This is a genomic window from Actinocorallia libanotica, assembly GCF_039525175.1.
Lineage (GTDB): Bacteria > Actinomycetota > Actinomycetes > Streptosporangiales > Streptosporangiaceae > Actinocorallia > Actinocorallia libanotica.
In genome coordinates this window covers 26,681-38,942 of the sequence record NZ_BAAAHH010000021.1, presented here as the reverse complement: position 1 = coordinate 38,942, position 12,262 = coordinate 26,681, and the positions used below count along the sequence as shown (strand labels likewise).

Genomic DNA, 12,262 nt, shown 5'->3' with positions numbered 1-12,262 from the left:
GGATCGGGGGTGGGTTGTGCAAGAGGGCTACGAGGGGTGGAGCGGTTGCGGAGTATGCCTCGGACGTATGTGGGGGTGCCGGGTGCGGAGGTCACGCCGGTGTTCGATCCGGCGCTGAAGCACTACCAGGACGCCTTTCGGGCGGCTGATCCGCGGTTCTCCGACGAGGAGGCCGGTCGGCGTTGGCGGGAGGCGCGGGCGGCGGCGCTGGAGCAGGTGGTGCGGGCGGTGGCCAGGTCGCGGTGGGCGGGCGGGCTGGTGCTGCGCGGCAGCATGCTGCTGCGGGCCTGGTACGGCGAGGCGGCACGGGACCCGGGTGACCTGGACTTCGTCGTCGTTCCCGAGCATCGGGACATCGGCGACGCCGAGACGGGCCGCATGTTCGCCGGTATAGGGCGGGCGGCCGAGGAAGGCCCGATTCCCATCGACGCGTCGGGTGCACGCACCGACGACATCTGGACCTATGACCGGGTGCCCGGACGCCGTCTCGTCCTGCCCTGGGACGCCGGCGGAGGGATGTCGGGGGCGGTGCAGCTGGACTTCACGTTCGGCGAGCGGCTGCCGCTGCCGCCCGAGCCGACGCGCGTGGCGGGCGTGGAGATCCCGGCCGCCACTCCGGAACTGTCGCTGGCGTGGAAGCTGCAGTGGCTGCTCACCGACGCCTACCCGCAAGGCAAAGACCTCTACGACGCCGTCGTCCTGTCCGAGCGCACGACGGTCTCCCACCGCCTCCTCAAGGAGCTCGCGGTGTCCGTGCTCCCCGGTTACGCGAGCACCCCGCTGTCGTCGGCGGCCTTCGACCTGGCGAACGCCGACTGGGAGGATCCGGACCTTCCGCCGAGCCGGGACGCGCTGATCGCACGGCTGACGACCGCGATCGACGCCATCTGCGCCGAACCCCTCGACGAACCGGACGACGATGAGGGCCGCCGAGTCCTGTGGTTCGGGCCCCGCATCGACGCCTGCCGCACCGCGGCCCGGACGGGCGGTGCGAAAGCCGTCGGAGACCTCCTGGTGCGGGAGGACTCCATGGCCTTCGAGGACCAGGCGCTGATCGCGAGCGAGGCGCTCGGCGTCCCCCTGCGCGAGGCCGCGCGGGTCCTCCTGGCGGACTGGAAGCACCTGAACGGGTACTACGTCCGCCAGGAGGCCCACCTCATGTCCCGCCTCGACGTCCTCACCCGGCCCCCGGGCCGGACGTCGTGAAGGGGGCGTTCAGGCATCCAGGAGGGGGACTTCGAGGCGGTCCCGGAGCTCCTCGACGGAGGTGCCGAACGTCTCGAGGACGCGGGCGCCGTCGGGGGTGAGGTCGAAGACGGCGTGGTCGGTGTAGACGCGGCTGACGCAGCGCACGCCCGTCAACGGGTACGTGCAGGCGGGGACGAGTTTCGGGCTGCCGTTCTTGGCGAAGAGCGTCATCATCACGTACACCCGCTTGGCGCCGATCGCGAGGTCCATGGCGCCGCCGACGGCGGGGATCGAGCCGGGTTCTCCGGTGTCCCAATTGGCGAGGTCGCCGTTCGCCGAGACCTGGAAGGCACCCATGACGCACACGTCCAGGTGGCCGCCGCGCATCATGGCGAACGAGTCGGCGTGGTGGAAGTAGGCGGCGCCGGGGAGCTCGGTGACGGGGACCTTGCCGGCGTTGGTGAGGTCGGGGTCGATCACGTCGCAGGTGGCGGCGGGGCCCATGCCGAGCATGCCGTTCTCGGTGTGCAGGACGACGCCGAGCTCCGCCGGAAGGTGGTCGGCGACCTTCGTGGGCTGGCCGATGCCGAGGTTGACATAGCCGCCCGGTTCGATGTCCCGGGCGACGCGGGCGGCGAGCTGGTCGGGATCGAGAGGCATCAGCGGGCTCCCTGCACGGTGTAGTGGCGCGGCTCGACCTGGACGACGCGGTCGACGTAGATGCCCGGGGTGACGACGGCCTCCGGGTCGATGCCCCCCGCGTCCACGATCGACGCGACCTGGACGACGGTCGTCGTGGCGGCCGCGGCCATCACGGGCCCGAAGTTCCGGGCGGTCTTGCGGTAGACGAGGTTGCCCGCCGTGTCGGCGGCGTGCGCGGAGATCAGGGCGACGTCGCCCTTGATCGGGTATTCGAGCACGTAGTCGCGGCCGTCGATCGTGCGGGTCTCCTTGCCCTCGGCGAGCGGCGTGCCGACGCCCGTCGGGCAGTAGAACGCCCCGATGCCCGCCCCGGCCGCGCGCATCCGCTCGGCGAGGTTGCCCTGCGGGACGACCTCCAGCTCGATCTGTCCGCGGCGGTAGAGGTCGTCGAAGACGTAGGAGTCGACCTGCCGGGGGAAGGAGCACAGGATCCTGCGCACCCGGCCCGCCTTCAGCAGGGCGGCCAGGCCCACGTCGCCGTTGCCGGCGTTGTTGGACACGATGGTGAGGCCGCCCGCGCCGTGCCGGATCAGCGCGTCGATCAGGTCGAACGGCATCCCGGCGAGCCCGAAGCCGCCGACGAGGACGGTGTCGCCGTCCTTGACGACGCCGACCGCCTCGTCCGGCGATGCGAAGATCTGCGTCCTGCTCACGCTGCTCCTCCCGTGACGTTCTCCAGGACCACGGCGAGCGCCTGGCCCACGCCGATGCAGATCGCGGCGACGCCGTAGCGCTCGCGCCGCTCGACCAGGACCTTGGCGAGGGTGCCGAGGATCCGGGCACCCGAGGCGCCGAGCGGGTGGCCGATCGCGATCGCGCCGCCCCTGACGTTGACGATCTCCGGGTCGATCCTCCAGGCGTCCACGCAGGCGAGCGACTGGACGGCGAAGGCCTCGTTCAGCTCGACGGCGCCCACCTGGTCCCAGCCGATGCCCGCCCGCTCCAGCGCCCGCCCGGCGGCCGGGACGGGAGCGAACCCGAAGTCCTGCGGCTCCAGCGCCGACGCCCCGCGCCCCGCGATCCGGGCGATGGGATCGAGCCCGATCCGCGCGGCGGCGGCCTCCGAGCCGAGCAGCACCGCCGCCGACCCGTCGTTGAGCGGCGAGGCGTTCCCGGCGGTGATGGTGCCGTCGGTCCGGAAGCTCGGCTTGAGCCCGGCGAGCCTCTCCGGCGTGGAACCGGCGCGGATGCTCTCGTCGCGCGCCGGCCCGGCGCCGTCGACCGGGACCACGAGGTCGTCGTAGAAGCCCTCGTCCCAGGCCGCCGCCGCGAGCCGGTGCGACCGCGCGGCGAACTCGTCCTGCCGCTCCCGCGGGATCGAGAACCGCTCCTGAAGCCGTTCGTTCGCCTCGCCCAGGGACACCGTCCACTCCGCGGGCATCCGCGCGTTGACCAGGCGCCAGCCGAGCGTCGTCGAAACGGCGGTCGCATTGCCCGCCGGGAACGCCCGGTCCGGCTTCGGCAGCACCCACGGGGCCCGGGTCATCGACTCCACGCCGCCGACGAGCACCACGTCGGCGTCACCGGTGTCGACCGTGCGGGAGCCGATGATCGCGGCGTCCAGCGACGAGCCGCACAGCCGGTTGACCGTGGTCGCGGGCACCGACACCGGCAGCCCGGCGAGCAGCCCGGCCATCCGGCCGACGTTGCGGTTGTCCTCACCGGCCTGGTTCGCGCACCCCCACACGATCTCGCCGATCCCGGCCGGGTCCAGCTCCGGCGCCTTGGCGAGCAAGCCGCTGATCGCGGTCGCCGCGAGGTCGTCGGGGCGGACACCGGCGAGCGCTCCGTTGAAGCGGCCGAAGGGTGTACGGGCCGCCGCGTAGACGAATGCCATGCTCGACTACCTCCTCTCCACCGTGAACGGCAGCACGAGCCGTGACGGGTGGGCAGCGTCGCGGTAGATCTTGTGCGTGACGGGGCGGCCCACCGGCAGGTGGAACGCGTCCGGCGGCAGCAGGGCGTTGTGCTCGTCGGCCAGCGGCTCGGCGTTGGACAGCTCCACGACCAGCTTGTGGCCGGGCAGGAACGTCGCCGCGAACGGATAGACGCGCAGTACGTACTCCTCGATCGCGCCCGGCTCGACCGGCACCGCGCGGGTGTGCGGGTGGAACGGGTCGCCCTCGGTGGTGCGCTCGGCGTCCAGCTCGCGGTGCGACGCCTTGAGGTAGGCGGTCGTGATGAGCTGCCGCCTGCCGTTCGGCGCCTCGTCCCACATGCGCAGGATGAAGTTGGTGTCGGGCTGGTCGATCTCGGCGAAGAGGTGCGCGGCGCCCTGGCCGATCATCTCGGTCGCCTCGGTGAACGGAGCCGTGCTCCAGCTCAGGATCTCCACCTTGTCGGTCACCGTCAGCGGCGCCTGGTAGAAGCCGTCGGGCGCGGCGTACTCGGCGCCCATGGGCTCGGGCTCGAAGGAGAGCCTGCGGCGCGGGCGCAGGTAGAGCGGCCGGTGCTCGACGTCCTTCGGCGGCCACTGCGCGCCGGTGACGGTCTCCCGGGAGCCCTCGACGTGGACGGTGACGGCGGGCTCGTCCATGATCCCGTTGTCGACGCCCTTGATCCAGTACTCGTACCAGCGGAACATCTTGTCGTGCTCTTCGATGAAGGGCCGCGACTGCATCGGCGGGTACGGGCCGATGTCGAGCTTCTTCGGGCCCTTGAGCGCCTTGTACACCTCGATGGTGCCGTCCATCGTCCAGCCGCGGCCCTGGTCGATCTGCAGCCAGACCGGGATGTCGATGTTCGGCGCGAGCGTGATCGGGTTGCGCTCCTCGTACCACTCGCCGTCGACCTCGTTCATCACGATGTCGAACCAGGCCTCGTGGTTCTTGGGGTAGTGCAGCACGTGGACGAGGTTCGGCCAGGCCGCGACGTCCGGGTCCTTCAGCCGCTCGGCGACCTTCTCCTTGATCTCCGAGGGGGAGTACGCCTGGAGCATCCGGGACTTCACACCGTCGGTGAACGCCCAGCCGGAGTCGCCGCCGCGGCCCTCGCGGGCGGCGCGCGGCATGAACCACATGACGCCGCCGTGGTAGGTGGTCTCGTAGAAGTCGTAGTGGCCGCCGCTGACGAAGATCGCCTTGAGGCTCGGCGGGCGCTCGGCCGCGGCCAGCACCTGCATGGAGCCGAAGTAGGAGATGCCGATCATGCCGACGTTGCCGTCGCACCACGGCTGCGCCGCGACCCACTCGATGAAGTCGTAGGCGTCCTGGCCGAGGGAGACGCCGCCGGCGTTGTAGTTGCCGATGTGCTCGCCCTCGGAGGCGCCGGAGCCGCGCAGGTCGCCGATGACGTGCACGTACCCCTCTTCGACGACGCGCGCGATGTCGCCGGCCTCGATGCAGCCGTCCCACATGGGGGAGGGGCGCCGCTGCGGCGGTGTCGTGAGCGCGAGGGCCTGCAGTTCCTTGCCGTACGGGCTGAGCGCCACGAGCGCGGGACGCGGCTTGTCGCCGGTGCCCTGGTAGGCGTCGGCGGCGAGCGTGACGCCGTCGCGCATCGGCACGCGGAGGTCCTTGCGGACGGCGATCTCCTCCAGGCCCGCCTGGATGATCCGGAAGTCGGCCATGGGTGCGAACTCCTCTGTCATGAGTTCCGGTTGAAGTGCGTGCGGTAGCCGTGCATCGACGTGAAGAACGGCGACGGCTCGAGGGCGGGATCGGCGGTGTAGCCGACCTCCCGGGCCACGGGGGCGAAGGGGGAGTACGGCGAGTCCGTCTCCAGGAGCCCCGAGCACAGGCAGGCGTACGCCGCTCTATTGACCCGGCTTTCGACGTCCAGGCTCTCGCGCAGCGCCTCCTCGGCCTGCGCCGCGTCGAGCTCGACGCCGTACGGCGTGCCGTCGGTGCGGCGGTAGGGGTGGCCGAGGTAGAGGTGGCGCGGGCGTACCTCGTCGCGCAGGTACTCCAGGCTCGCGCGGTAGGCGGCCGGGTCCTCGAAGCCCGGGAAGCCGTTGGCGGCCCCGTGCACCTGGACGGCGTCGCCGACGAAGGCCGAGCGCTGCCCGTCGACGACATAGGCGACCGAGCCCGGCGTGTGGCCGGGGATCGCGTGGACGGAGACGGTGACGCCGCCGCCCAGGGAGAGGGTCTCGCCGCCCCGGACGAGCAGGGTCGGCTCCATCTCGCCGGAGATGATCGCCTCGGCCGAGGCCGTCGCCTTCGCCTCGCCCTCGGCGTCGTTCAGGTACCGCCCCCGCCCGGCGAGGTACTCCTCCACATGGGCGCGGCGCGAGCGCAGCAGCGGCGCGTCGGCCTCGTGGATCACGACCTGCGCGAGCCGGCCGGTGAGCTCCCACAGGGCGTGGGCGCCGCCGACGTGGTCGATGTGGCCGTGGGTCAGCAGGATCCAGCGCACGTCCTCGATCCGGCGGCCGACGGCCTCGAGCGCGGGGGCCATGCCCTCGGCGGGGGAGGTGGCGATGCCGGTGTCGACGATGGCCGGCTCCGGCGCGTCGATGAAGAAGCTGTAGAGACCGAACCGGCCCCACGGAGAGACGAGGGGATGGACTCGTACGGGGTGCATGGCTCTCCTAGCGCGCGAGGAAGTCGCGGGTCTCCTCGAAGGCCCGGTGGTACTCCGGGATCCACGAGAAGTGCTGCACGAATCCGTGCCCCGCGCCGTCGTACCGGCTGACGGTCGCGGCCACGCCGGCGTCCTTCAGCCTCTGGCCGTAGAGCTCGCCCTCGTCCCGCATCGGGTCGAGCTCGCCGGTGATGATCAGCGCGGGGGGCAGCCCGGCGAGGTCGGCCCGCTTGACGGGGGAGACGCGGGGGTCCGCCGGGTCGGCGCCGCTGTCGATGTAGAAGGCGTTGAACGGCTTCAGCCCCGCGGTCTCCAGCCCGTAGCCGACGGCGTTCTCCCGCAGCGAGGCGTAGCGGTCGACGTCGAAGTCCAGGTCGAGCGACGGGTAGTACAGCACCTGGTGGGTGATGCGGTCGAAGCCGTCGTCGTGCGCCATGCCGGCGACCGCGGCGGCGAACGTGCCGCCGGAGCTGTCACCGGCGACGGCCAGCGTCGTGCCGTCCCAGGCCAGGGCCTCGCCGTTCGCGGCGGCCCAGCGGACCGCGGCGTAGCAGTCCTCGAGACCGGCGGGGAAGGCGTGCTCGGGCGCCAGCCGGTAGCCGACGGAGACGACCTTGAGCCCGGTCTCCTTGGCGAGGGAGCGCGCGACGTGGTCGTGCGTCTCCAGGCTGCCGAGGAAGAACGCGCCGCCGTGGAAGTAGACCAGCAGGCCGTACGCGTCGGCTTCGACCGGCGTGTAGACCCGCAGCGGGACCTCGCCCGCGGCGGTCCGCGCCGTGAGGTCCTCGACGGAGTGGAGCGGCAGGCGGTCGGCGGGGACTCCGGCCTCCTCGCCGGCGCGCATCATCTCCGGGTTCAGCGGACCGGGCGGCGGCGCGGGCATGGCGGCGAGGGCCTGGGCGATCTGCGGGTGCAGCGGCATGGTTCAGGCTCCCTGCGGGTTCTGGGACGCGGGCTTCTGGCCCGGAAAGACGTCGTTGACCTCGTCCTCGGTCCAGCCCTGGCGCGAGATCCGCTGCAGCTCGTCGGTCACCGGCTTGCGGGTGGCCTGGTAGAGCGCCAGCGCCTCCTTGACCGAACCGGCCTCGGTGAGGGCGTCGGCGAGCGCGCCGGCGTCCAGGATCGCCGAGTTCGCGCCCTGGCCCTGGTGGTGCAGCATCGAGTGGGCGGCGTCGCCGACGAGGACGACGGAGTCGGAGTGCCAGGTGCCGACCGGGTCGATGTCGTAGACGGCGCGGCAGTTGACGGTGTCCATGTCGAGGTCGCGGGTCATGTTCACGATCCGCTCGTCGAAGCCCTCGACCGTCTTGAGCAGGTCGTTTTTGGTGACGCACGGCGCCCAGGTGCCGTCGGGGCACAGCGCGGTGATGTCGAAGGAGACCTGGCCGCGGTGGCGCAGCGGCAGGAGGTAGACCTTCGTGCCCCGGCCGATGTACATGCGCAGGTTGTCGTCGGTGACCATGCCGTAGGCGGCGTCGATGTCGATGACGGCGCGGTAGGCGTGCTCGCCGGAGAAGACCGGCTCCTGCTCGGAGAACAGGGCCTTGCGGACCACGGACTTGATGCCGTCGGCGCCCACGACCAGGTCGGCCTCGACGGTGGTGCCGTTGGCGAAGGTCAGGGCGGAGCCCGTGCCCCGGTCCTCGATCCGCTCGAGCTTGTGGCCGAGGTGGACCATGCCCTCGGGCAGCACCGAGAGCAGCGCCTCGATGAAGTCGCCGCGGTGGATCAGATGGGTGGTCTCGCCGAAGGCCTCGATCTCCGGCCACGCCTCCCGCATGATCGTCTCGCCCGTGGCGGTGAGGATCTCGAAGTAGTCGCTGGGCGAGCTCACCCCGGCGATCGCGTCGAAGACGCCCCACCGGCGGAACCGGTCCATGGTGGAGGGGCGCAGGCCGATGCCGGCGCCCACCTCGCGGATCCGGCCCGCCTGCTCGTAGACGTCGACGGAGGCGCCGAGGAGGCTGAGCGCCTTGGCCGCGGCGGCGCCGCCGTACCCCGCGCCGACGACGGCGATCTTCAGGTTCTTCAGGTCTGAGGGCTGCATGGTGGTGGTCCTTGTCAGTGCTGGATCGTCAGGAAGTCTGCGGGGTTGTCGACGAAGATCGTCTTGATGGCCGCCTCGCCCAGGCCGGCGGCGCGCAGGTCGGGGATGAGGTCCTCGAAGATGTAGTTGACGGTGTGGCCCTTCACGCCGGGCCAGCCCAGCGGGCTGCAGTTGGCGTCGGCGGAGGCGAGCACCTGCCTGATGCGGCCCTCGCCGCCGTCGATGAACCGCAGGAAGTGCTCCAGGCGCTCCCGGCGCGGGCGCGCCCAGAACGGCGGGTCCGGCAGCTCGGTCTCGTAGCCGAAGGTGTCGAAGCCGATCCGGCCGCCCTGCTCGGCGATCCAGGTGTCGCGGGTCTTGTCGGCGTTGACGCCGTCGTCGACGTGCCCGAAGAGCACGCGGTCGAGGGGGAGGCCCTCCTCGTTGAAGATCGCGATCGCGTTCTCGGCGTCGATGGCCAGGTGGGTCAGGACGCCGACGCCGGTGGCCCTGGCCGCGCGGGCCGCCGCGCGGTAGATGCGCTTGTCCAGGTCGGTCATCCGGCCGCCCCGGCTGACGCCGACCTTGATGATGCCGGCCTTGCCGCCGCTACCGCCGATGCCGACGGTGATCTCGTGGACGAAGTGCTCCGCGAGGTACTCCACGCTCGCCCGCTCGAAGAACGGCAGGGCGGTGTCTCCGCCGACGAAGCCGGTGGAGGCGATGATGTGCACACCGGTCTTCTCCGACAGCGACCGGTAGTAGTCGATGTCGCGGCCGTTGCAGATGCCGGTCGCGTCGACGAACGTGCCGCCGCCGTACTCGTGGAACCTCCGCAGCTTCGGAACGGTCTCGCCGTACCGCTCCTCCGGCGTCTTCCACCACCTGGTGTCCAGCTCGGAGCCCGGCATGCCGTACCCGATGTGCTCGTGGACGGCCACGAGACCCAGTTCTTCGGTCGGGATCGGCCCTAGGACGGTGTTCACTCTCGACACGGCACTCACCTTCGGGGAAGGAACTCGATGATCTTGGGCTGCCGCGCGCTCAGCGCACCGACAGCAGGTCGCGCGGGTTGCCCACGAGGATCCGGCGGACGTCCTCGTCGCCGAGGCCGCGGGCCTTGAGGAGGGGGGCGAACGCGGTGAGGACGTGGCCGTAGCCCACCTCATTGGCGGGGTGGCCCTTGGCGACGCCGGTCGCGCCGCTGGAGAGCAGGACGCGGGCGCCGTGGCCGGCCGCGACGAGCTCGGCGACCAGGGAGGCGCGCTCGGCGTCGGTGATGTGGCCGCCGTCCTCGGTGCCCACGCAGTCGAGGAGGACGAAGGCGCCGCGGGCCGCGATCTCCAGGGGCGCGCCGGAGGCGACGGCGTCCGCGCGGTCGAGCCCGCCGACGGCGACACGGCCGGCCGGCAGCCCCTCGTCCAGGACGACCTCGAGGTCGCGCACGGCGTCGTTCCCGTGGCGGAGGGACACCGGGACGCCGGTGGCCAGGGCGGCGCGGGCCGCGCCGCGGAACAGGCTCTCGTCGGTCGCGGTCATGCCCTCGCGGGTCGCGGCGGTGGCCACCAGGCCCGCGGCGCCCCGCCGCTCGACGCGGGGGACCACCATGCCCTCGGTGACCTCCTCGGCGAAGAGGTCGGCGAACTTCTCGGCGGGCCAGGGCGTCGGCGGGTCGGTCTGCGGCGTCAGGAAGTAGCCGCCGAGCAGCCCTTCGGGGCCCTGGCCCGTGGAGGCGACGATGTGCACACCGGTCGTGCGCGAGAGCGCCTCGTACAGCCGCAGGTCGCGGCCGTGGAACATGCCGGTGCCGTCGACGATCGTCCCGCCGCCGCGCTCGCGGAAGTCCCGCAGCTTCCCGGCGAGGATCTCGAAGACCTCGGCGCGGTCGATGGTGACGTCGAACGCGTACTCGGCCCCCGGGAGGACCGAGAGCAGGGCCTCGTGGACCGCGACGACCCCCAGGTCCCGTGCGGGGACGGGGCCGAGGACGGTGTTGACGGTGCCGCCGGTGGCGTTCGCGGCGGTCTGGGCACCTGGCACTGGCGTTCCTTTCGGTCGCGGCGGGGGTGACTGCTGTCACGCCCTCGGTGTGAATGGTGTCACCTGAATTTACATCATGTCAAGCAAGTTGCCTTCAGGTAAATTAAGCTATCTGACCGTATGGGCGGCTGAGGGCTCCTCGGCGCCGGCGCTCCGGGAGCCGAAGAGCCCGAACAGCGTCAGGGCCGCCGCGGCGGCGGCGCAGAGGCCCGCGACCAGGAACGCCAGGCCGTAGGCGCCGCCGAGCGACTCGAACGCGAGCACGCGGAGGCTCTCGGGCATCGGCACCGGCGGCATGCCCGGACCGGCGCCGGGCACGACCGGCATCGAGTTGACCGCCATGGCGCCGCCCTCGTGGGCGATGCCCCCGGCGACGTCGGTGTACGGCGCCTGGAGCCCGGACTCGCCGATCGCCCTGCCGGCGTCGGCGCTCAGGTCGCCGTTCGCCCGGCTGACGGCGAAGGCGGCGATGAGCACCGGGCCGAGCGCGAAGCCGAAGTCGCGCAGCAGGTTGGTGGTGGCGCTGGCCATGCCGGCGAGCCGCAGCGGAACGGTGTTGATCGCGACGGCGGTGATCGAGCCGACGGTGAGCGCGAAGCCGACGCCCAGGGCGAGCATCGGGGCGATGAACCGCGTCCAGTCCATGTCGTGCACGTCGAAGGTGGAGCACCAGACGCCGCTGGCGGCGATGAGGGCGAAGCCGGTGGTGAGTATCCAGCGGGGCGAGAAGTCGCGGATCAGGCGGGAGACGAGCGGCGCCAGCACGAAGGCCGGTCCCTGGATGAACAGGAACAGCACGCCGATCTTCAGGGCGCTCTGGTGCTGGATCGCGCCGAGCCAGATGCTCATCGAGAAGCAGATCGCCAGGAAGGCGAACATCCCGACCACCGTGGCGATCGCGACGACCGCGTAGGCGCGGTTGGCGAAGATGCCGAGCTCCAGCAGCGGGACGTCGGTCCGCAGCTCGATGGCGACGAAGGCGCCCAGGAGCACCAGGCCCGCGGCGAAGGCGCCGATGATCTCGGGCCGGGCGAAGCCGGCCTCGGAGCCCTGCGTGGCGGCGAAGAGGAGGGCGATGAGGCCGAGGGCCAGCGTGACCTGGCCGGGGATGTCCAGCTTGCGCCCCTCGGGCGCCGAGGAGTCGGCGGCGAACCGGGTGACGATGATCGAGACGGCGGCCGCGGCGATCACCACGAGGTAGGACGTGCGCCAGTCGCCCTCCGCGGCCAGCCAGCCGCCCATCAGCGGGGAGATCGCCGCGCCGATCGAGAGGAAGCCCGCCCACACGGCGATGGCCTTGGCGCGGGCCTCCGGCGACGGGCTGACCGCGGCCAGCATGGCGAGCGAGATCGGGTAGAGGATCGCGGCGCCCAGGCCCGCGACGACCTGCCCCGCCCACAGGACCTGGACGGTCCCGGCGAGGTGGCTGACGAGCGAGCCGGCGGCGGTCAGCAGGGCGCCCGCCTGCAGCAGCCGCTTGCGGCCGAACAGGTCGCCGATCACGCCGGTGGTCAGCTCGAAGACGACCATGGGGATGGCGAAGGCGGCGGTGATCCAGGCCAGCTGGGCGCCGGTGGTCTGGAACTCCTGCTGGAGGGTGCCATTGAGCGCGCCGGGCAGCGAGTAGGCCACCTGGGCGAGGAGGACGGCGAAGCAGCCGGCGACCACCGTGGCGGTGTAGCCCTGCCTGCGCGCAGCGGTCTGCGTCATTGCGGAGTTCTTTCTCGTGGAGGGGGCCGGATTCCTGCTCCCGGCCGCTCGGGCCGCCGCTCGCTGTGAGCG

11 protein-coding genes are annotated in these 12,262 nt (G+C 72.0%); 1 reads left to right on the top strand and 10 read right to left on the bottom strand.

Annotated elements, in window-relative coordinates:
* Window positions 1-54 precede the first annotated feature (54 nt).
* On the top strand, window positions 55-1,206 hold the full coding sequence (locus tag ABD140_RS23550) for a nucleotidyl transferase AbiEii/AbiGii toxin family protein (RefSeq protein WP_344243114.1): 1,152 nt from the start codon (window positions 55-57) through the stop codon (window positions 1,204-1,206).
* 9 nt (window positions 1,207-1,215) lie between these two features.
* Here the strand turns inward: ABD140_RS23550 and ABD140_RS23545 are convergent, their stop codons facing one another.
* From ABD140_RS23545 to ABD140_RS23500, 10 genes are all read right to left on the bottom strand, one after another.
* Entirely contained in the window at window positions 1,216-1,848 is a 633-nt protein-coding gene (locus ABD140_RS23545) for a 3-oxoacid CoA-transferase subunit B (RefSeq protein ID WP_344243113.1), read from the bottom strand.
* Complete coding sequence (locus ABD140_RS23540) at window positions 1,848-2,543, bottom strand: 3-oxoacid CoA-transferase subunit A (RefSeq protein WP_344243112.1); 696 nt, start codon at window positions 2,541-2,543, stop codon at window positions 1,848-1,850. Before ABD140_RS23540 ends, ABD140_RS23545 begins: the two co-directional genes overlap by 1 nt.
* Window positions 2,540-3,727 carry a thiolase family protein gene (locus ABD140_RS23535; protein ID WP_344243111.1) on the bottom strand — a complete coding sequence of 396 codons (1,188 nt, stop codon included), beginning with the start codon at window positions 3,725-3,727 and terminating at the stop codon, window positions 2,540-2,542. The genes ABD140_RS23540 and ABD140_RS23535 overlap by 4 nt, the downstream gene beginning before the upstream one ends.
* Window positions 3,728-3,733: 6 nt before the next feature.
* Complete coding sequence (locus ABD140_RS23530) at window positions 3,734-5,458, bottom strand: CocE/NonD family hydrolase (RefSeq protein WP_344243110.1); 1,725 nt, start codon at window positions 5,456-5,458, stop codon at window positions 3,734-3,736.
* Between the two features lie 17 nt (window positions 5,459-5,475).
* Window positions 5,476-6,414, bottom strand: coding sequence for an MBL fold metallo-hydrolase (locus tag ABD140_RS23525; RefSeq protein WP_344243109.1), 939 nt, complete (start codon window positions 6,412-6,414; stop codon window positions 5,476-5,478).
* A 7-nt stretch (window positions 6,415-6,421) separates the two neighbouring features.
* Window positions 6,422-7,336, bottom strand: a complete 915-nt coding sequence (locus ABD140_RS23520; protein ID WP_344243108.1) for an alpha/beta hydrolase — start codon at window positions 7,334-7,336, stop codon at window positions 6,422-6,424.
* Window positions 7,337-7,339: 3 nt separating this feature from the next.
* The gene (locus tag ABD140_RS23515; protein WP_344243107.1) at window positions 7,340-8,461 is read right to left on the bottom strand and encodes an FAD-dependent oxidoreductase; all 1,122 of its coding nucleotides are present in this window, start codon (window positions 8,459-8,461) and stop codon (window positions 7,340-7,342) included.
* Between the two features lie 14 nt (window positions 8,462-8,475).
* Window positions 8,476-9,435, bottom strand: a complete 960-nt coding sequence (locus ABD140_RS23510) for a phosphotriesterase family protein (protein WP_344243106.1) — start codon at window positions 9,433-9,435, stop codon at window positions 8,476-8,478.
* Window positions 9,436-9,484: 49 nt separating this feature from the next.
* On the bottom strand, window positions 9,485-10,480 hold the full coding sequence (locus ABD140_RS23505) for a phosphotriesterase family protein (protein WP_344243105.1): 996 nt from the start codon (window positions 10,478-10,480) through the stop codon (window positions 9,485-9,487).
* A gap of 108 nt (window positions 10,481-10,588) precedes the next feature.
* On the bottom strand, window positions 10,589-12,190 hold the full coding sequence (locus tag ABD140_RS23500) for an MFS transporter (RefSeq protein WP_344243104.1): 1,602 nt from the start codon (window positions 12,188-12,190) through the stop codon (window positions 10,589-10,591).
* Between the last annotated feature and the right edge of the window lie 72 nt (window positions 12,191-12,262).